Below are 18,643 nucleotides of genomic sequence, written 5' to 3'. Positions count from 1 at the left end.
GGCGGGCCGGTGCTGCAGCAGCCGCGCGGCGCTGCGCGGCCGGCTTCCGGCATGCCGGCCGCGCCGCCGGCGCCGCGCGCCACCGCCATCGAAGACGGCCGGCAGTGCAGCGTGATCGGCTTTGAAGGCGTGGGCGACACCGCGCCGATCCCGGAATTCGATGGCATTTCCTCGCCGGGCTGGCTGGGCCTGATCGACCAGGATGCCGGCGGCACCGGCAATATCGCGCAGGAGCCGTCGCCGCAGACGGTGGCCTTCTGGCTGGGCGGCGATCCCAGCACGCGCGATATCGTGCTGGGCAACAAGGCCTCCAAGGTCCAGTTGTATTACACCTCCTTCGTCAACGTGACGCTGCAGGCGCTCGATGAGGGCGGCAATGTGCTGGCCACGGCCAGCGGCGCGCCGAACGTCCGCGGCGGCGTGGGCGATCCGACCGGGGAGTTCAACCGGTGGGATCCGCTGTCGGTGCAGGCCGACGGCAACCAGATCAAGACCGTGCGCGTGATCGGCAACACCAACCAGACCGCCATCGACAACCTGAAGGTGTGCGGCACCATCGGGGTCGAGGCGGTGGAAATGACGCAGGCCATCCAGCAGTACCAGGACCTGGCTGCGCTCAAGTCCAGCCTGGGCGCCGGCCGCGAACCGCCGGTGCCGGTGGTGGCCGGCAAGCTGGGCGTGCTGCGCGTCTACATGCACAAGGTGAACGCGGTCACCACGGTGACCCTGCGCGCGAGCGGCCAGATCAACCAGGACCGCACCGTAACGCTGCAACCGCAGTGCCAGCCGGAGGATCAGCGGCGCGAGCGCAACGGTTGCCGCGCGGTGAACTTCTACTTTGTCCCGCCGGAAGGGAACTGGGACGTCAACCTCAAGGTGGTCGATTCCGGCGGCAACGTGCTGCAGGAGCACGACCTGCCGTTCAAGAGCCGCAAGACCGATACCCTGACGCTGAAGGGGGTGACGGTGTGCGACGCCCGGAATGCGGCCGGGGTCTGGCAGTGCGCGCCGGCCAGCGCGCTGGCGGGCAACACCACGCTGCTGCGCAAGATCGCGCCGACCTCGGCGGTGGGCCTGGAGATCACCAACAGCGTGGTGCGGCGCGACGCCTCGGTGTACGCCGATCCGTTCGGCTGGTGGGTGGCGGCGGCCAAGGATGCAAACGATTTATACGGTTTCTTCGATTGGCTGTCGGCGCTGGGCGGCGAGCACCGCACCTACTACGGCATGGCGCGTACGGCGGCGCCGGGCGGCTTTGGCGGCGTTGCGCACGACATTCCTTCGCACGCCGCCATCGGCCGCAGCAGCGCGATGCGGCTGGGCGTGGAGACAGTGCGGGAGGTGGTGGCGCACGAGGTGGGCCACACGCTCGGCCTGCGCCACACCAACACCGGCGCGCCGGCCGCTGGCGCCGCGCCGCCGGGCTGCTACAACACTGCGGCGGATGCGGACACCGACTGGCCCTTCGCCGACAACCGCATCCAGAGCGCGGCGCGGCTGGAGGTGGGCTTCGACGCGGGCAACGCGCGGGCGCTGGCCCCGGAGGACACTTTCGACATCATGAGCTATTGCGTGCCGCGCTGGATTTCGCCGCTGCGCTACAAGCGCGCCATGACGGCGCTGGGCGGCGGCGCGGTGGCCGGGCCCAGCATCGTGGCCGGCGGCCGGGACGCCGCCGTGGCGGGCCCGGTGACGGCGCCGGCGCCGCGCGCCGTGGTGGACGGCGTGTTCTGGAGCGTGTCCGGCACTTTTGAGCCAGATACGCTGATACTGGACGCGCTGTTCGACGACGCGCGGCGCGGGCCGAACGACCGGGGTGAAGGCACGCACCGCATCGAAGTGCGCGGCAGCGGTGGCGCGGTGCTGTTTACGCGCGAGTTCACGCCGTCGGTGGCGCGCGCCGAGAGCCCGGATGGCGACCCGGCCGGCAATCCGGCCTTCTTCGAACTCATTCCCTACAACGCGGCTGCCGCCGCCATCGTGGTGCTCGATCCGTCCGGCGCCACGCTGGGCAGCTACACGCTGGGCGGCATTGCCCCGGTGGTGGAGATGCTGCGGCCGCTGGCGGGCAGCGTGAGCGGGGTGCAGGAGATCGCCTGGTCGGTGGCGGACCCGGACGCCGAAAGCGACCGCTACACCACCAAGGTTTACTACTCGGCCGACAACGGCGCCACCTGGGCGCAGATCGGCAAGGAGGAGGCTGCGCTGACGCTGAAGGCCGACTTCGACACGCTGCCCGGCGGGAACGGCAGCGTGCGCATCAAGCTGGTGGTGTCGGACGGCGTGAACACCGGCACGGCCACCTCGCCGCCGCTGACGGTGCTGAAAAAGGTGCCGCAGGACGTGGCCATCGTGCAGCCGGCGCACGGCGCGGCCTTCGCGCAGCAGGCACTGGTACAGTTCGAGGGCCGCGCCTACGACGTGGACGACGGCATGCTGGACGGCGCGGCCATCGGCTGGACCTCCAGCCTGGATGGTGCACTGGGCACAGGCGCGGTGCTCAATGTGGGCACGCTGCGCGCCGGCACGCACATGGTGACCATGCGCGCCACGGACCAGGACGGCAACACCGCCAGCGCCGCCGTCACGGTGCTCGTGGCCGGCGCGCCGCCGGTGCTGGCATTGCGCGCCGTGCCGCTGAATACGCTGCCCACCACCTGCGTCCAGGCCACCATCACAGCGGCGGCGCAAGGCAGCGTGGCGCTGGCGCGGGTGGAGTACAGCCTGGATGGCGGCGCCGGCTGGACCGCAGTGCCGCTGGGCCAGCTGCCCTTCAAGTTCATCGTGCCAGGCAGCGGCTACTTCCACCTGGTCGCGCGCGCATTCGACGCGGCAGGGCAGGTTACCGCAGGCGACGCCAAGTTCTTTGTCGACAGCGCCTGCGGCCAGAACGGCCCGCCGCGCGTGGACGGCGCGCTGGCGGGCCAGGGCACGGCGGCGCCGGGCGTGCTGTATCTCGATGTCCGGCTCACCAACAACGGCATCGGCCCGGCGCGGCAGGTGCGGCTGGACTCGCTGGCCTTGCAGCCCTTGCTGGGCAGCGGCCTGCCAGGCATCAACCCCATGTCCCCCACTTTGCCGCTCGCGCTGCCCGACCTGGCGCCGGGCGTCTCCACCACGGTGCGGCTGTACGTGAACGTACCGGCCACGCTGCGCCGCTTTTCGCTGATCGAGGGCGGCGCGCTGGTGGACAGTGCCGGCCGCGCGCTGCGCTTCTCTTCCAGTCACATGATCTTGCCTTGATAGGAGTAGGAAAATGCACAACGTCTTGCACACCATGCGCGGCCTGGGCCGCCGTGTGGCCCTGCTGGCGGCGCTGCCGGCGGCCTTGCTGCTGAGCGCTGGGGCCGCCGCGCAATCCTGGAGCGCGGCCACCACGCCGGCAAACGGCCATATCGGCGGGCGGGCGGGCAGCGCGCTGTCCTGGGGCTACGAGATCGCCAACCTGGACGCCGCGCTGTGGCTGGTGACCACCGGCGTCAGCGCCGACACCTTCCAGTACGCTACGCCGACGTCGATGTTCCGCTTCCCGATCCTGGGGCCGGGACAGGCCGACAGCATGCCGGCCAGCGGCGCCTTCGGGCTGTACGGCCTGACATGGCACGCCAACGCGCCGCTCGGCTACGTCAACCAGGGCAGCTTCCTGCTGACGGCCGAGTGGTGGAGTGGCGATCCGCTGGCGGGCGGCAGCTATGTGTCGGCCGCCGACAGCATGTGGCTGGACTACTCGGCCACCGTGACCAGCTTGCTGCCGGTGCCGGAGCCGTCGGCGGCACCGCTGCTGCTGGCCGGGCTGGCGCTGCTGGGCTGGCGGCACAGGTCGAGGAAGTGCACCGCGCCTGCCAGGCGGTAATGGCCTTGCGCGCGCACCGGTGTGCCGGGCCCGATGGCCAGGCCCCGGCGCACCAGGTCGTCCGGGCAGCGCGCCGCGCCTTCGCCGGCGTGATACAGAAGACGCACGTCCTGCCCCTGCACGCGCAGTCGCAGCGCGCAGGGCAGGTCGCGTTCGCAGCCGCGCATGTTCTCAAGCACTACTCCTTGCACCAGCGCATAGCCGTCCGGCTGCACGCGCAGTTCGTCCTGGACGGGCGCGGGCAAGATCGTCAACGGCAGGGCCAGCGGCAGTGTTAGCGCGCCCATCAAGCCTGGCACTTTTCCCATAGTCCTGGGAGTCCTCCTAAATATGTGCATCATGCGCGTGTACCTGTTGACGCGGCTTCCCTTGCCATCCTATAGTTGCGGGATGATTTCAGAATTCCAAGAACTTTCCGACAAAATCGACCAGCTTGCCGAGATGAGCCTGGCGCTGCGCCGCGAGAATGCGGAGCTGCGCCATGCCAACGCCGCGCTGGCGGCGGACAATGCGGCTTGCCAGCGCCGCCTGGCGGAAGCGCACGCGCGCGTGTCGGCGCTGCTGGAAAAGATCCCTGCCATTGAAGGCGCCGCCGGCGCGGCCGCGGCCGCGCCGGTACCTGAGGACGTGCAATGATACATCTGGACGTAACCATCATGGGCCAGCCGTACCGCCTGGCGTGCAAGGAAGAAGAGGAGCGCGCGCTGCGCGAAGCGGCCAGCTTCCTCGACAAGAAAATGACGGCCATCCGCGACGCCGGCCGCGTCAAGGGCAACGACCGCATCGCCGTGATGGCGGCGCTGGGCATGGCGGCCGAATTCCTGTCCGCGCGCGCGCCGCAAGGCCCGTTGTCGGACATGTCGGTGCTGGACATGCAGGACAAGATGGCGGCCATGCACAAGGTGCTCGACAGCGCGCTGACGCCGCAAGAAAATCTGTTTTAACGAACAAAAGGCCTTTCCCTGGCGGCGATAGAGGAGTAAACTCCGTGTCACCCTGCAGTGTTCGCGGATGCCATATATTCCTTGAACCATTTGTATGCAACGGTCGCGGAAATTTGTTTGATGGGAGTGAGCGTCGCTAGCCCGATGAACCCGAAATTGAACTAACTGTGACCACCTGAGCCACCAGGTTCGGGATGCCGGCATAGCGGCACAGGCGGGGCTTCATTCCCAAAAGAGCGGTTGCTAGCACTTCGGTGCGCAGCCGCTTTTTTACGTCCCTAGCTTGCCTACCAAGGAGCGCCATGGCTTACTGGCTGATGAAGTCCGAACCGGACGAGATGAGCATTGACGACGTACTGGCGCGGCCGCAGTCCACGGTGCCGTGGTTCGGCGTGCGCAACTACCAGGCCCGCAACTTCATGCGCGACGGGATGAAGGTGGGCGACGGCGTGCTGTTCTACCATTCCAGCTGCCCGCAGCCGGGGATCGCCGGCATCGCCGAAGTGGCCAGCGCCGCCTATCCGGACGACACCCAGTTCGATCCCGGGAGCCACTACTACGATCCCAAGTCCAAGCCGGAAGAGCCGCGCTGGCAGATGGTGGACGTGAAGGCCGTGCGCAAGACGCGCCTGCTGCCGCTGGCCGAGCTGCGCGCCATCCCCGCGCTGGAGGACATGGTGCTGCTGCAAAAGGGCAGCCGCCTGTCCATCACGCCGGTCACCCCGGCGCAATGGAAAACCATCCTGGCCCTGCTCAAGTAAGCAAGGAAGCTAGGCCGGCGCCGGGGCGGTGGCGGAGATGTTGCGCTTGTAGGACCACAGCAGCAGCACGATGGCGCCGACGATCATCGGCAGCGACAGCATCTGGCCCGAAGAGATGGTGAAGCCGAGCAAGCTCACCTCGTAGTCCGGCGTGCGGAAGTACTCGGTGAAGAAGCGGGCGCAGCCGTACAGCAGGGTGTACATGGCGCCGACCGCCAGCCGCGGCCGCGCGTGGCGCGCGAACATCCACAGCATGATGAACACCAGCAGTCCGTCCACCAGCGCCTGGTAGATCGGCGACGGATGGCGCGGCATGGCGTCCACGTTGGGCCAGATCATGGCCCACGGCAGCGACGGGTCGGCATAGCGGCCCGGCAGCTCGGCGTTGATGAAGTTGCCGATGCGCCCGGCCGCGTAGCCCAGCGGCACCAGCGGCGCGATGAAGTCGTACACGTCCAGCACATTGCGCCCGGCCTTGCGCGCCCACAGCCACATGGCCAGCATCACGCCCAGGAAGCCGCCGTGGAAGGACATGCCGCCGCGCCACACGGCGAAAATCTCGAGCGGATTTTGCAGGAAGAAGTCGAAGCGGTAGAACAGCACCTCGCCCAGCCGTCCGCCCAGCACCACGCCCAGCATGCCGTAGAACAGCATGTCGTCCAGGTCCTTGTTCTGCCAGCCCAGCCTGGCGATGTGCGGCTGCTTGATGCGCACCCGGCCCAGCGCCACGAACAGCGCGAACGCCAGCACGTACATCAGCCCGTACCAATGGACTTTGACCGGGCCTAGCGAGAAGGCGATGGGATCGGGCAGCGGGTGTATCAGCATTGCGTGTTCTTTCTTAACAGGTCAAGGAAGCCTTGCAGCACCGGCGAGGGATTGTCGCGGCGCCAGGCCAGCCCGGTCTCCACCAGCGGTGTGGCGTCGAGCAGCGCGCGGTATTCTACTCCCGGGCGCTTCAGATTCGACACCGATTGTGGCACAAGTGCGAGCCCCATGCCAGCCGACACCAGGCTGACGATGGTCTGCATCTGGATCGCTTCCTGCCCGATCACGGGCGTGATGCCGGCCGCGCGGAACACGCCCAGCACCGCGTCGTACAGCGCCGGCGAGATGGCGCGCGGGAAGATGATCAAGGGCAGCGCCGGCAGCGCGCCCAGGGCCACCTTGCGCTTGCCGTGCAGCGCCGCCAGCCCGGCCGGCGCGGCCAGCACCAGCGGCTCCTTCAGCACCGGCAGGTAGTCGAGCTCGCCGCGCGCGCGCTCGGGCAGCGGCGGGATCAGCAGGCCGGCGTCGATGCGCCCCTGCAGCAGGTCTTCCAGCTGCAAGTCGGAGGTGGCTTCCTGCAGCGCGATCTGCACCTGGGGGAAAGCCGCGCGGTAGGCGCGCAGGAAGGGCGGCAGCACGCTGTAGTCGGCCGACGAGACGAAGGCCAGCGCCAGGCGTCCCACTTCGCCGGCGGCGGCGCGCTGCACCAGTTGCGGCAGTTCCTGCGCTTGCGCCAGCAGGCGGCGCGCTTCCGGCAGCAGGGCAATGCCGGCCGCCGTCAGCGCCACGCCGCGCCGGTTGCGCTCGAACAGGGCCGCGCCCAGCAGTTCCTCCAGCGCCTGGATCGCCTGCGACAGCGGCGGCTGCGTCATGTGCAGGCGCTGCGCGGCGCGGCCGAAATGCAGCTCCTCGGCCACGGCGGCGAAGTAGCGCAGCTGGCGCAATTCGAGGTTCATATGGAATCCTATGGTATTTCGTTGCTGTGATATGTGTAGCGTATCACAGGAGGCGGAATCTTATATTTGACACCGCAGTGCGGGCAAGGCACTCTGGCTGTCTATCATAGGAGTAGCTTAGGAGTCCGCCATGCCAGAATACCGTTCCCGCACCACCACCCACGGCCGCAACATGGCCGGCGCCCGCGCCCTGTGGCGCGCCACCGGCATGAAGGATGGCGATTTCGACAAGCCCATCATCGCCGTGGTCAATTCCTTCACCCAGTTCGTGCCCGGCCATGTGCACCTGAAAGACCTGGGCCAGCTGGTGGCGCGCGAAATCGAAGCGGCCGGCGGCGTGGCCAAGGAATTCAACACCATCGCAGTCGATGACGGCATCGCCATGGGCCATGGCGGCATGCTGTATTCGCTGCCGTCGCGCGACCTGATCGCCGACTCGGTCGAATACATGGTCAATGCGCACTGCGCCGACGCCATGGTCTGCATCTCCAACTGCGACAAGATCACCCCCGGCATGCTGATGGCCGCCATGCGCCTGAATATCCCGGTGGTGTTCGTCTCCGGCGGCCCGATGGAAGCGGGCAAGGTGGTCAAGGTGGTCAACGGCAGCCAGAAGATCATCAAGCTGGACCTGGTGGACGCCATGATCAAGGCCGGCGACAGCACCGTCTCGGACGCCGACGTGGCCGAGATCGAGCGTTCCGCCTGTCCTACCTGCGGTTCCTGCTCCGGCATGTTCACCGCCAATTCCATGAACTGCCTGACCGAGGCGCTGGGCCTGTCGCTGCCGGGCAACGGCACCATCCTGGCCACCCACTCGGACCGCAAGGAACTGTTCCTGAAAGCCGGCCGCCTGGTGGTGGAACTGGCCAGGCGCTACTACGAGCAGGACGACGCGTCGGTCCTGCCGCGCAACATCGCCACCAAGGCCGCGTTCGAGAACGCCATGGCGCTGGACGTCTCCATGGGCGGTTCCACCAACACCGTGCTGCACCTGCTGGCCGCCGCGCATGAGGCCGAAGTCGAATTCACCATGGCCGACATCGACCGCATCTCGCGCAAAGTGCCCTGCCTGTGCAAGGTGGCGCCGATGACGGACAAGTTCCACATCGAAGACGTGCACCGCGCCGGCGGCATCGTCTCCATCCTGGGCGAACTGGCGCGCGCCGGCCTGCTCGACACCTCGGTCTACAGCATCCACGCGCCCACGCTGGGCGACGCCATCGAGCGCAACGACATCAAGCGCAGCGACGACCCGGCCGTGCACCAGCTGTTCCGCGCCGCACCGGGCGGCGTGCCGACCCAGACCGCGTTCTCGCAGTCGGAGCGCTTCGCGTCGCTGGACCTGAACCGCGAAACCGGCTGCATCCGCGACAAGGCGCACGCCTATTCGCAGGACGGCGGCCTGGCTGTCCTGTACGGCAACCTGGCGGAAAAAGGCTGCATCGTGAAAACGGCCGGCGTGGACGAAAGCATCCTGACATTCAGCGGCAAGGCGCGCGTGTTCGAGAGCCAGGACGCGGCGGTGGAAGCCATCCTGGGCGACACCGTGCATGAAGGCGACGTCGTCATCATCCGCTACGAAGGTCCGAAGGGCGGCCCCGGCATGCAGGAGATGCTGTACCCGACCTCCTACATCAAGTCCAAGGGCCTGGGCAAAGCCTGCGCGCTGTTTACCGACGGCCGTTTCTCGGGCGGCTCGTCCGGCCTGGTGATCGGCCACGCTTCGCCGGAAGCGGCTGAAGGGGGCGCCATCGGCCTGGTGGAAGAAGGCGACATGATCGACATCGATATCCCGAACCGCAGCATCAACCTGCGCATCGACGCCGCCGAACTGGCCGCGCGCCGCGCCGCCATGGAAGCGAAGGGCGCCGAGGCCTGGCTGCCGGTCAACCGCGACCGCTACGTCTCGCAAGCGCTGCAGGCCTATGCCGCGCTGACCACCTCGGCCGACCGCGGCGCCGTGCGCGACCTGTCGCAGCTCAAACGCTAAGGAGCAGGGGGCGGGCCCGCCGGGCCTGACCCCTGTTGTTACTTCTTCTTGTCGAAACTCTGCTTCACGCGGTCCTTGCGGCGCTGCTCGTCGACGTTGTGGGCTTTGCGCTTGTCCAGGCCCAGCATCGGTTCCAGCACCTCGAACCAGGCGAAGGCGAACACCATCAGCCCGACGATCCACCACCAGGACACCTCGGCAAAGCGCCATACTTCGAAGTAGCGCAGCCCGCACAGGGCCAGTATCAGCAAAATCAGCGGCATGGGAATTCTCCTTTACATCATCTTACAAAAGAAACGCCTATACCGGGGCTGATATTGTGGGGACCGTCAACCCGGGCTATCATGCCAGCGTTGTGGAAAGGCGTTAGAATGAATGTAGTTACTATGGAGAAAACGATGAAACGATTTCTGATGTTGGGTATGGTGGCCGTGTCGGCTTTCGCAACGCAATCCGCAATGGCGAACGCTGACCTGGCCAAGGCCAAGAATTGCATGGCTTGCCACGCTGTAGCAAACAAGCTGGTCGGTCCAGCGTTCAAGGATGTGGCGGCGAAGTACGCCGGCCAGAAGGACGCCGAAGCCAAGCTGGCGACCAAGGTAGTCAAGGGCGGTTCCGGCGTGTGGGGCGCGATCCCGATGCCAGCCAATCCCCAGGTGAGCGAGGCGGAAGCCAAGACCCTGGTGAAATGGATACTGACCCAGAAATGATGTAACAAAAAAGGAGCCGAGGCTCCTTTTTTGTTGTTTGGCGCTGGCCTGGCCGCTCAGCGCACCACTTCGATCAGCTGGCGCTTGCCGTCCTTGTAGCCGTACAGGGTGAGCGCGCCGTTGTTGATATCGCCATACTTGTCGAAGCTGATCGGGCCGGTGATGCCCTGGTACTTGATCTTCGCCAGGAAGGGCAGGTACTTGGCCGGATCGGCCGATTTCGCCTCGGCCATCGCGGCCGTCATCGCCATCACGGCGTCGTAGGCGTACGGCGCGTAGATCTGCACTTCCGAGTTGTATTTGGCCTTGTAGCGCGCCGAGAACTCGTCCAGCGCCTTGCGCTGGTTGGGCTGGATGCCGCCCGCTTCGGCGCAGGTGACGATGCCGTCCGCGCCGCCCGACAGTTTCGGCAGCGCTTCGGTGCACACGCCGTCGCCGCCCATGAAGTGGGCCTTGATGCCGAGCGCCTTCATCTGGCGCAGCAGCGCGCCGGCAATGCCGTCCATGCCGCCGAAGAACACCAGGTCCGGGTTCTTGGCGCGGATCGACGTCAGGATGGCGGTGAAGTCGCTGGCGCGGTCGGTGGTAAATTCCTTGGCCACGATCTGCGCGCCTTTGGCGCCCTTGATGAATTCGCCGGCCACGCCCTGGCCATAGGCGGTGCGGTCGTCGATCACGGCGATGCGCTTGGCGCCGATCTTCTGCACCGCGTAGCGACCCAGCGTGCCGCCCAGCTTGTTGTCATTGGCGACGATGCGGAAGGCGGTGTTGAAGCCCTGGCGCGTGTACACCGGGCTGGTGGCCGAGGCGGAAATCTGGGCGATGCCGGCGTCGTAGTAGATCTTGGAGGCGGGAATCGAGGTGCCGGAGTTCTGGTGGCCGATGATGCCGTTGATCTTGGCGTCCACCAGCTTCTGCGCGGCGGCCGTGCCCTGTTTCGGGTCGCCGGCGTCGTCTTCGGCCAGCAGCACGAACTTGACGGCCTTGCCGTTGATCTTGAAGCCTTTGGCGTTCAAATCCTCCACCGCCATGCGGGCGCCGTTTTCATCTTCCTTGCCCAGGTGGGCCGACGGGCCCGAAGTGGCCGCAACGTGGCCGATCTTGACCACTTCCTGGGCCGCTGCTACGACCGGCAGGCCGCCGGTGAATGCCAGCGCGAGCGCCGCAGCGATGTACTTTGTTTGCATTGTGCTTTCCTTAAAATGAAAAAAGGCCGTCCAGCGCTGGACGGCCTGTAGCAATTATCGCCGATTTATCGCCGATTATTCAGGACAAAATTCGGGGGAAAGCTTACTTGATGACTTCCGTTTTGGTTTTTACGCCATTTTTGTAGGTGAACAAGGTCAGCGAACCATCCTTGATGTCGCCCTTCGAATCGAAGGTGATCAGGCCGGTCACGCCCTGGTACTTGATGTTGGCCAGGTAAGGCAGGTATTTTGCCGGGTCGGCCGATTTGGCGTCCATCATGGCCTGCGCCATCAGCATCACCGAGTCGTACACATAGGGCGCGTACAGCTGGACTTCCTGGTTGTATTTCTTCTTGTAGCGGGCGCGGAAGTCGTCCATGTTCTTCTGCAGTTCCGGACCGACACCGCCGGCTTCGGCGCAGGTGACCACGCTTTCCGGCGCGTTGTCGCCGGACAGGCGCGGCAGCGCGTCGGTGCACAGGCCATCGCCGCCCATGTACTTGGCGTTGATGCCCAGCGCCTTCATCTGGCGCAGCAGCGGGCCGCCCACCGAGTCCATGCCGCCGAAGAACACCAGGTCCGGATTCTTGGCCTTGATGGAGGTCAGGATGGCGTTGAAGTCGGTGGCCTTGTCGTTGGTGAATTCCTTGGCGACGATCTGCACGCCGGGCTTGGCCTTGGTCGCGCCTTTAACGAACTCGTCCTTCACGCCCTGGCCGTAGGCGGTGCGGTCGTCGATCACGGCGATCTTCTTGGCGCCCAGCTTGTTCACGGCGTAGGCGCCCAGCGTGCCGCCCAGCTTGGCGTCGTTGGCGACGATGCGGAAGGTGGTCTTGAAGCCCTGCTGGGTGTATTTGGTCTGGGTGGTGGCTGGCGACACCTGCGGAATGCCGGCGTCCGAGTAGATCTTGGAAGCGGGGATGGAGGTGCCGGAGTTCAGGTGGCCGACCACGCCGTTGACGTGGGCGTCGACCAGCTTCTGCGCCACCGTGGTGCCTTGCTTCGGATCGCTGGCGTCGTCTTCGGCCTGCAGCACGAACTTCACCGGCTTGCCGTTGATCTGCGGGTTCTTTGCGTTCAAGTCCTCGATCGCCATGCGGGCGCCGTTTTCATTGTCCTTGCCGAGGTGGGAAGAGGGGCCGGAGACTGGGCCGACGTGGCCGATCTTGATAATTTCCTGTGCGCCTGCGCTGCCTGCGAAAGCCATAGCGATGGCAAATGGAATCAACTTGGTGTTGAACTGCATGAACATTCTCCGATGGATTAGTAACGGCGGCGTCTCATGAACGCCACTTCTGGTTCTGCTGCACGAGAAGGTACAACAAATTATCCGCTACGCAAAGCAGGAAGCAATGGTTTTGTGCAATTTGGCTAAATTGATACTAATCGGCGCGGCGCGCGATTATTTTTTTTGCGCCTGCAGGTGCGTCAATTCCTGCGCCACGGCGCGGGTGACGATCTTCGACAGCGTGTCGTGCAGGCCGCTGCGGATTTCGGCGGTCAGGCCGCGCAGCGCGCTGCCCAGCACTTCCTCCATGCTGTCCTTGATGCGCTGCTCCAGCACGAAGTCCACGCGCGACTGCAGTTGCTGCAGGACGCGCTCGCACAGCTGGCGTTCGAGCGCCTGCCATTCACCGCCTTGCGGCTGCGGCTGTGGCGCGACCTGCACTGCCGGCGCTTCGGCCGGCGCCGGCTGGTCGTCCAGCACTTCGGTCAGGACGGGAATGGAGGCATCGAAAGGGCGGACGAGGCTCATGATTTATTGGCGACGAAGTGGGTGGGCTGGTATTCCTGCTGTTTGTACGACACGTAGCGCCGGCGGCCCGCCGCCGCGTCCGTTTCCTCCGATGAGACGACCTCGATCACGCGCTGGAAGCGCGGGAAGCTGGCCGGCGTGCGGCGCGACAGGTTGACCAGCAGGTCGCTGTGCGGCAACTCCGCAGCGTCGCTGCAGGCCAGCACGATGGGCGTTTCCGGCGCAAGCGGGTCGTTGCTGAGCACGTGCGGCAGGAAGTCGATGCCCGAAAAACTCCACAACGCCTCGTCAAGATCGGCCAACTGCTCCATATCGTCCGTCATCAGGACGATGCGGTTGCGCGCGGCGTATGCCTTGCGCACCAGGCGGCAGGCGTAGGCGATCTTGTCGGGAACGTTGGTGTGGAAATCGATACGGGTCATGGCTGGACTGGCAATACGAATGTCGGTCCAGCATTTTAACCGTAGCGGGAGTTTAGAAACGGAAATCCGGTGCTGCGTTGATCGGCGGCAAACGTCGTTCGCGTTGTGCTTGCTCGGCGGCGGCTTTTGCGGCAGCCAGTGCGCGCTCCTGGGCGGACGGGGCGGGCGGAGGCGCCGCCGGCGCGGGGGCCGGGTTGCCGTAGCCGGCCGGCAGCATGGCCTGCGCCGGGTAGCCGGCCTCGGACAGCAGCGTGGTCCAGGTGTCCGCTTCGAAGCCGATCTGCTTGCCGCGCCCGATCAGCAGCAGCGGCAGCTGGCCCGCGCTGCCGGCACGTTTCAGCGCCGCGTGGTCCTCCACGCTATTGACGGTTTTTTCAGTGTAGGGAATGCCGCGCGCCTGCAGCAGGGTGCGGCCCTGGTCGCAGCCGGCGCAGTTGACCGTGGTGTATAGCGTGACGGGACGGCTTTGCACGGCGGCCGCCAGTTCCGCCGGCAGGGCCGGCTGGCTGGCGGCGGTGCTGAAGGCTTTCAGCGGCACCGCGTTGGCCGGCGGCGGCGTGTCGGTGTAGTGCGTGACGCCCCTGGCGTCCTTCCACTTGTACATCTGCGCGCTGGCCGTGCCTGCGCACGCCAGCAACGCCCATGCCGCCAACCTCGCCAATATCTTGAACCGCGCCTGCATGCCGTTCTCCCTGTTCAGCCCTATGCCGCTATGCCGCCATGCCGCTGTGGCGCAGCAGCGCGTCGATGCTCGGTTCGCGGCCGCGGAAGGCCGTGAACGATTCCAGCGCCGGGCGGGAGCCGCCCACCGACAGGATTTCGCGCAGGTAGCGCTTGCCGGTTTCGGACACCGCGTCCTGGCCCAGCGCCTGCGCTTCTTCGAAGGCCGCGTAGGCGTCGGCGGACAAGACCTCTGCCCACTTATAGCTATAGTAGCCGGCCGCGTAGCCGCCGGCAAAAATGTGGCCGAAGGAATTCTGGAAGCGGTTGAACGCCGGCGGGATCACGATGGCGAAGCGCGCGCGCACCTCGTCGATCACCTGTTGCACGGACTTGCCGCCGTCGGGCTGGAAATCGTAGTGCAAATGCATGTCCAGCAGCGAGAATTCGACCTGGCGCAGGGTCTGCATGCCGGACTGGAAATTCTTGGCGGCCAGCATCTTGTCGTACAGCGCGCGCGGCAGCGCTTGGCCGGTGCTCACGTGGGCCGTCATGTGGCTCAGCACTTCCCATTCCCAGCAGAAGTTTTCCATGAACTGCGACGGCAGTTCCACCGCGTCCCATTCCACGCCGGCGATGCCGGATACGCCCAGCTCGTTGACCTGCGTCAGCATGTGGTGCAAGCCGTGGCCGAACTCGTGGAACAGCGTGATCACTTCGTCGTGCGTAAACAGCGATGGCTGTACCGTGCCGTCGATCACGGCAGGTTCGGTGAAGTTACAGGTCAGATAGGCGACCGGCGTTTGCAGCTGGCCGTTCGCGCCCAGGCGGCGGCCGCGCGCGTCGTCCATCCACGCGCCGCCGCTCTTGCCGGCGCGCGCGTACAGGTCGAGGTAGAACTGGCCCACCAGCTTGCCGTCGCGCTCGATGCGGTAGAAGCGCACGTCCTTGTGCCAGGCCGGCGCGTCGTCCGGCGCGATGGTGACGGAGAACAGCGAGGAAATCAGGCGGAACAGCCCGTCGACCACTTTGTGCTCGGGGAAGTACTGCTTCACTTCCTGGGCCGAGAAGGCGTAGCGCGCTTCCTGCAGTTTTTCCGACGCGTAGGGGATGTCCCAGGCTTGCAGCTGGCCGATGCCCAGCTCGTCTTTCGCGTAGGTGCTCAGCTCGGCGAAGTCCTGCTCGGCGTACGGCCGCGCGCGGCGCGCCAGGTCTTCCAGGAAGGCGATCACCTGCTCGGGGTCTTTCGCCATCTTCGGCACCAGCGACACTTCGGCGAAGTTCTTGTAGCCCAGCAGCTTGGCTTCCTCGTCGCGCAGCTTGAGCAGGGTGACGATGTTTTGCGTGTTGTCCCAGTCCTCGCGCTTGCTGAACGCGTCGCCCAGCTCGGAAGCCTTGGTGGCGTTGGCGCGGTAGACGGTTTCGCGCAGTTCGCGCTTGTCGGCGAATTGCAGGATCGGGTAGTAGGAAGGGAAATGCAGCGAGAACATCCAGCCGGCCTTGCCTTCTTTTTCGGCCAGCGCCTTGGCGGCCTGCTTCACGTCGTCCGGCAGGCCGGCCAGGTCGGCTTCGTTCTCGACCGTCAATTTATAGTCGTTGGTGGCGTCCAGCACGTTTTCCGAGAAGCGCGTCGAGACCGCCGCGTGTTCTTCCTGGATGGCGGCGAAGCGCTCCTTCTGTTCGGCCGGCAGTTCCGCGCCGCCCATGCGGAAGTCGCGGATGGCGTTGTCGATGATGCGCTTGCGGGCCGGGTCCAGCGCCTCGAACGCGGCGCTGGCGCGCAGCGCCTTGTACTTGGCGAACAGCGCCTCGTTTTGCGCCACGGCGGTGCCGAACTCGGTCATCTTCGGCTGGTTTTCGTTGTAGGCCGCGCGCAGCTCGGGCGTGTCGACCACATTGTTCAGATGGCTGACCACGCCCCACGCACGGCCCAGCAGCTCCGACGAGTCTTCCAGCGGCGCCACGAAGTTGTCCCACGTTACCTCGTCGGTCGGCGCTTCCAGCGACGCGACCACGGCGTAGCTTTTTTCCAGCAGGTGGTCGATGGCCGGCGTGACGTGCTCGGCCTGGATGGCGTCGAAGCGGGGCAGGCCGGTGAAATCCAGCAGGGGGTTGTTCAGTGCGTCAGTAGTCATAGTCCGTCCAATGTGGCCTAAAAAGCCTTGATTATTTGCGCTCGGCCGACTCGATGGTGTTCATCAACAGCATGGTGATGGTCATCGGGCCCACGCCGCCAGGTACTGGCGTGATGTGCGAAGCCACTTCCTTGATGTTGGCGAAATCCACGTCGCCGCACAGTTTGCCCGCGTCGTCGCGGTTCATGCCCACGTCGATCACGATGGCGCCCGGCTTCACCATATCAGCGGTGAGCGTGTTGCGGCGTCCGACTGCGGCCACCACCACGTCGGCCTGGCGGGTGTACAGACCCAGGTCCGGGGTGGCACTGTGGCAGATGGTGACGGTGGCGTTCGCTTGCAAGAGCAGCAGGGCCATCGGCTTGCCGACCGTGTTGCTGCGGCCGATCACGACAGCGTGCTTGCCGCGCAGGTCCACGCCGGTGGACTCGATCAGCTTCATGCAGCCGTACGGCGTGCAGGGGCGGAAGCCTTCCAGGCCGGTCATCAGCTCGCCGGCGCTGAGCACCGAGTAGCCGTCCACGTCTTTCGCAGTGGCGATGGCTTCGATCACCTTGTGCGGGTTGATGTGCTTGGGCAGCGGCATCTGCACCAGGATGCCGTGGATGGCCGGGTCTTCGTTCAGCGCTGCAATGCGCGCCAGCAGGGCCGCTTCGCTCAGGTCGGCCTCGTACTTCTCCAGCACCGAATGGAAACCGACATCGCCGCAGGCTTTTACCTTGTTGCGCACGTAGACCTGCGAGGCCGGGTCTTCGCCGACCAGGATCACGGCCAGGCCGGGCTGTTTGCCCTGGGCGGTGAGTTTGGCGGCGCGTTCCGCGATTTCAGCGCGCAGTTTTTGGGAGAGGGCGATACCGTCGATCAGTTGAGCAGACATGATTTTGGAGAGGTGGGAAGGAAAACCAGAATTATAAGGCCGGAGCGTCCCGGCGGCCCTGCCGCGGGAGCCGGAATCTAGGTGTATCCCATAATATGAAACGTTTTATCGTAATTTGAAAAATCAGGAAATCGCTGTTAGAATCTTCACACTAATCCGAAGTCTTAGTAAATAATCACGACGCACCGTCCGATAGCGATCCGGGCATTCACACTAGGAGACTCACCGCATGGCACCTCAACTTGACCAGGTCACGGCACTCACGGCCAACGATTCTGATAAGCAAGAAACCAAAGAATGGCTGGAGGCGCTACAAGCCGTCCTGGAAAATGAAGGCCCGGACCGCGCGCACTATCTGATGGAACGTTTGATCGACCTGGCCCGCCAAAGCGGCTCGGACATCCCGTTCTCGGCCAACACCGCCTACGTCAACACCATCCCCGCCCACCTCGAGCAGCACTGCCCGGGCAACCTGGAATACGAAGAGAAGCTGCGTTCGTGGATGCGCTGGAACGCCATGGCCATGGTGGTCAAGGCCAACCGCGTGGACGGCGACCTCGGTGGCCACCTGTCCTCGTTTGCTTCGCTGGCCAACATGCTGGGCATCGGCTTCAACCACTTCTGGAAAGCGCCGAGCGACACCCACGGCGGCGACCTGCTGTACATCCAGGGCCACTCCTCGCCCGGCGTGTACGCCCGCGCCTTCCTGGAAGGCCGCCTGACCGAAGAACAACTGACCCATTACCGCCGCGAAGTCGACGGCAAGGGTCTGTCGTCGTATCCGCACCCGAAACTGATGCCGAACTTCTGGCAGTTCCCGACCGTCTCCATGGGCCTGGGCCCGCTGATGGCGATCTACCAGGCGCGCTTCCTGAAGTACCTGCACGCCCGCTCGATCGCCGACACCACCGGCCGCAAGGTCTGGGCCTTCTGCGGCGACGGCGAGATGGACGAACCGGAATCGCTGGGCGCCATCGGCATGGCCGCACGCGAGAAGCTGGACAACCTGGTCATCGTGGTCAACTGCAACCTGCAGCGCCTGGACGGCCCGGTGCGCGGCAACGGCAAGATCATCCAGGAACTGGAGGCCGACTTCCGCGGCGCCGGCTGGAACGTGGTCAAAGTCATCTGGGGTCCGGGCTGGGATGCCCTGCTGAAGCAGGACAAGGAAGGCATCCTGCAAAAAGTGATGATGGAAACCATCGACGGCGAATACCAGAACTACAAGGCCAAGGACGGCGCCTACGTGCGCAAGCACTTCTTCGGCAAGCATCCGAAGCTGCTGGAAATGGTCGCCAACATGACCGACGACGACATCTGGCGCCTGACCCGCGGCGGCCACGACCCGCACAAGATCTACGCCGCCTTCAAGGTCGCCCAGGAACACCAGGGCCAGCCTACCGTCCTGCTGGTGAAGACCATCAAGGGCTTCGGCATGGGCAAGCACGGCGAAGCGCGCAACACCGCGCACAACACCAAGAAACTGACCGACGAAGCCGTGCGCGAAATGCGCGACCGCTACTCGATCCCGATCCCGGACGACCAGCTGGCCGACATCCCGTTCTACAAGCCGGCCGACGACGCGCCTGAAATCAAGTACCTGCACGAGCGCCGCGCGGCG

General features: G+C 65.6%; 18 protein-coding genes and 1 other RNA gene. 9 read left to right on the top strand and 10 right to left on the bottom strand.

Annotation, left to right across the window (positions count from 1 at the left end; translation table 11 throughout):
* From AC6H42_RS12905 to AC6H42_RS12880, 6 genes are all read left to right on the top strand, one after another.
* A partial coding sequence (locus AC6H42_RS12905) for a zinc-dependent metalloprotease (protein ID WP_497548212.1) occupies positions 1–3,243 on the top strand: 3,243 nt, incomplete at its 5' end.
* A 13-nt stretch (positions 3,244–3,256) separates the two neighbouring features.
* On the top strand, positions 3,257–3,853 hold the full coding sequence (locus tag AC6H42_RS12900) for a PEP-CTERM sorting domain-containing protein (protein ID WP_057157390.1): 597 nt from the start codon (positions 3,257–3,259) through the stop codon (positions 3,851–3,853).
* A gap of 339 nt (positions 3,854–4,192) precedes the next feature.
* Positions 4,193–4,489 (top strand): hypothetical protein, encoded by a 297-nt coding sequence (locus AC6H42_RS12895; RefSeq protein ID WP_307188301.1) that lies wholly within the window; start codon positions 4,193–4,195, stop codon positions 4,487–4,489.
* Positions 4,486–4,797 (top strand): cell division protein ZapA, encoded by a 312-nt coding sequence (locus AC6H42_RS12890; protein ID WP_057157393.1) that lies wholly within the window; start codon positions 4,486–4,488, stop codon positions 4,795–4,797. The genes AC6H42_RS12895 and AC6H42_RS12890 overlap by 4 nt, the downstream gene beginning before the upstream one ends.
* Before the next feature lie 46 nt (positions 4,798–4,843).
* Positions 4,844–5,022: non-coding RNA, 6S RNA (gene ssrS / locus AC6H42_RS12885), on the top strand.
* Positions 5,023–5,099: 77 nt separating this feature from the next.
* On the top strand, positions 5,100–5,558 hold the full coding sequence (locus AC6H42_RS12880; protein ID WP_057157394.1) for an EVE domain-containing protein: 459 nt from the start codon (positions 5,100–5,102) through the stop codon (positions 5,556–5,558).
* Between the two features lie 9 nt (positions 5,559–5,567).
* On the opposite strand, the gene lgt is transcribed toward AC6H42_RS12880, so the two are convergent.
* Together lgt and AC6H42_RS12870 are read right to left on the bottom strand one after the other, a co-directional pair.
* A complete protein-coding gene (lgt, locus tag AC6H42_RS12875; protein ID WP_057157395.1) occupies positions 5,568–6,386 on the bottom strand; it encodes a prolipoprotein diacylglyceryl transferase in 819 nt (272 codons plus the stop codon).
* Entirely contained in the window at positions 6,380–7,282 is a 903-nt protein-coding gene (locus AC6H42_RS12870; protein WP_057157396.1) for a LysR family transcriptional regulator, read from the bottom strand. Before AC6H42_RS12870 ends, lgt begins: the two co-directional genes overlap by 7 nt.
* Before the next feature lie 130 nt (positions 7,283–7,412).
* Here AC6H42_RS12870 and ilvD point away from each other — a divergent pair, with 130 nt between their 5' ends.
* On the top strand, positions 7,413–9,275 hold the full coding sequence (ilvD, locus tag AC6H42_RS12865; RefSeq protein WP_057157397.1) for a dihydroxy-acid dehydratase: 1,863 nt from the start codon (positions 7,413–7,415) through the stop codon (positions 9,273–9,275).
* Positions 9,276–9,313: 38 nt separating this feature from the next.
* Here the strand turns inward: ilvD and AC6H42_RS12860 are convergent, their stop codons facing one another.
* Entirely contained in the window at positions 9,314–9,538 is a 225-nt protein-coding gene (locus AC6H42_RS12860) for a TIGR04438 family Trp-rich protein (RefSeq protein WP_057157398.1), read from the bottom strand.
* Between the two features lie 135 nt (positions 9,539–9,673).
* Between AC6H42_RS12860 and AC6H42_RS12855 the strand changes: the two genes are divergently transcribed.
* A complete protein-coding gene (locus AC6H42_RS12855; RefSeq protein ID WP_057157728.1) occupies positions 9,674–9,985 on the top strand; it encodes a c-type cytochrome in 312 nt (103 codons plus the stop codon).
* A 56-nt stretch (positions 9,986–10,041) separates the two neighbouring features.
* On the opposite strand, the gene AC6H42_RS12850 is transcribed toward AC6H42_RS12855, so the two are convergent.
* From AC6H42_RS12850 to folD, 7 genes are all read right to left on the bottom strand, one after another.
* Positions 10,042–11,172: a branched-chain amino acid ABC transporter substrate-binding protein gene (locus tag AC6H42_RS12850; protein WP_057157399.1), complete on the bottom strand. Its 1,131-nt coding sequence runs from the start codon at positions 11,170–11,172 to the stop codon at positions 10,042–10,044.
* Between the two features lie 103 nt (positions 11,173–11,275).
* The gene (locus AC6H42_RS12845; protein WP_057157729.1) at positions 11,276–12,418 is read right to left on the bottom strand and encodes a branched-chain amino acid ABC transporter substrate-binding protein; all 1,143 of its coding nucleotides are present in this window, start codon (positions 12,416–12,418) and stop codon (positions 11,276–11,278) included.
* A gap of 156 nt (positions 12,419–12,574) precedes the next feature.
* Positions 12,575–12,928 carry a DUF2486 family protein gene (locus AC6H42_RS12840; protein ID WP_057157400.1) on the bottom strand — a complete coding sequence of 118 codons (354 nt, stop codon included), beginning with the start codon at positions 12,926–12,928 and terminating at the stop codon, positions 12,575–12,577.
* The gene (locus AC6H42_RS12835) at positions 12,925–13,350 is read right to left on the bottom strand and encodes a DNA polymerase III subunit chi (protein WP_497548211.1); all 426 of its coding nucleotides are present in this window, start codon (positions 13,348–13,350) and stop codon (positions 12,925–12,927) included. Before AC6H42_RS12835 ends, AC6H42_RS12840 begins: the two co-directional genes overlap by 4 nt.
* A 52-nt stretch (positions 13,351–13,402) precedes the next feature.
* The gene (locus AC6H42_RS12830; protein WP_057157402.1) at positions 13,403–14,032 is read right to left on the bottom strand and encodes a glutaredoxin family protein; all 630 of its coding nucleotides are present in this window, start codon (positions 14,030–14,032) and stop codon (positions 13,403–13,405) included.
* Positions 14,033–14,060: 28 nt separating this feature from the next.
* On the bottom strand, positions 14,061–16,145 hold the full coding sequence (locus tag AC6H42_RS12825; protein WP_057157403.1) for a M3 family metallopeptidase: 2,085 nt from the start codon (positions 16,143–16,145) through the stop codon (positions 14,061–14,063).
* A gap of 31 nt (positions 16,146–16,176) precedes the next feature.
* Positions 16,177–17,022, bottom strand: coding sequence for a bifunctional methylenetetrahydrofolate dehydrogenase/methenyltetrahydrofolate cyclohydrolase FolD (gene folD / locus AC6H42_RS12820; RefSeq protein WP_057157404.1), 846 nt, complete (start codon positions 17,020–17,022; stop codon positions 16,177–16,179).
* 229 nt (positions 17,023–17,251) lie between these two features.
* Here folD and AC6H42_RS12815 point away from each other — a divergent pair.
* A partial coding sequence (locus tag AC6H42_RS12815; RefSeq protein WP_497548210.1) for a pyruvate dehydrogenase E1 component-related protein occupies positions 17,252–18,643 on the top strand: 1,392 nt, incomplete at its 3' end.

This window comes from Massilia sp. NBRC 108631 (assembly GCF_059704565.1).
This window is presented reverse-complemented; position numbering and strand designations above follow the sequence as displayed.

Bases quoted from the DNA above. Each gene is read 5' to 3' on its own strand.
- AC6H42_RS12860 (WP_057157398.1), bottom strand. From the start codon at position 9,538: ATGCCGCTGATTTTGCTGATACTGGCCCTGTGCGGGCTGCGCTACTTC.
- AC6H42_RS12900 (WP_057157390.1), top strand. From the start codon at position 3,257: ATGCACAACGTCTTGCACACCATGCGCGGCCTGGGCCGCCGTGTGGCC.
- AC6H42_RS12835 (WP_497548211.1), bottom strand. From the start codon at position 13,350: ATGACCCGTATCGATTTCCACACCAACGTTCCCGACAAGATCGCCTAC.
- ilvD (WP_057157397.1), top strand. From the start codon at position 7,413: ATGCCAGAATACCGTTCCCGCACCACCACCCACGGCCGCAACATGGCC.
- AC6H42_RS12825 (WP_057157403.1), bottom strand. From the start codon at position 16,145: ATGACTACTGACGCACTGAACAACCCCCTGCTGGATTTCACCGGCCTG.
- lgt (WP_057157395.1), bottom strand. From the start codon at position 6,386: ATGCTGATACACCCGCTGCCCGATCCCATCGCCTTCTCGCTAGGCCCG.
- AC6H42_RS12830 (WP_057157402.1), bottom strand. From the start codon at position 14,032: ATGCAGGCGCGGTTCAAGATATTGGCGAGGTTGGCGGCATGGGCGTTG.
- AC6H42_RS12845 (WP_057157729.1), bottom strand. From the start codon at position 12,418: ATGCAGTTCAACACCAAGTTGATTCCATTTGCCATCGCTATGGCTTTC.
- AC6H42_RS12870 (WP_057157396.1), bottom strand. From the start codon at position 7,282: ATGAACCTCGAATTGCGCCAGCTGCGCTACTTCGCCGCCGTGGCCGAG.
- AC6H42_RS12840 (WP_057157400.1), bottom strand. From the start codon at position 12,928: ATGAGCCTCGTCCGCCCTTTCGATGCCTCCATTCCCGTCCTGACCGAA.
- AC6H42_RS12890 (WP_057157393.1), top strand. From the start codon at position 4,486: ATGATACATCTGGACGTAACCATCATGGGCCAGCCGTACCGCCTGGCG.
- AC6H42_RS12895 (WP_307188301.1), top strand. From the start codon at position 4,193: ATGCGCGTGTACCTGTTGACGCGGCTTCCCTTGCCATCCTATAGTTGC.
- AC6H42_RS12855 (WP_057157728.1), top strand. From the start codon at position 9,674: ATGAAACGATTTCTGATGTTGGGTATGGTGGCCGTGTCGGCTTTCGCA.
- AC6H42_RS12880 (WP_057157394.1), top strand. From the start codon at position 5,100: ATGGCTTACTGGCTGATGAAGTCCGAACCGGACGAGATGAGCATTGAC.
- folD (WP_057157404.1), bottom strand. From the start codon at position 17,022: ATGTCTGCTCAACTGATCGACGGTATCGCCCTCTCCCAAAAACTGCGC.
- AC6H42_RS12850 (WP_057157399.1), bottom strand. From the start codon at position 11,172: ATGCAAACAAAGTACATCGCTGCGGCGCTCGCGCTGGCATTCACCGGC.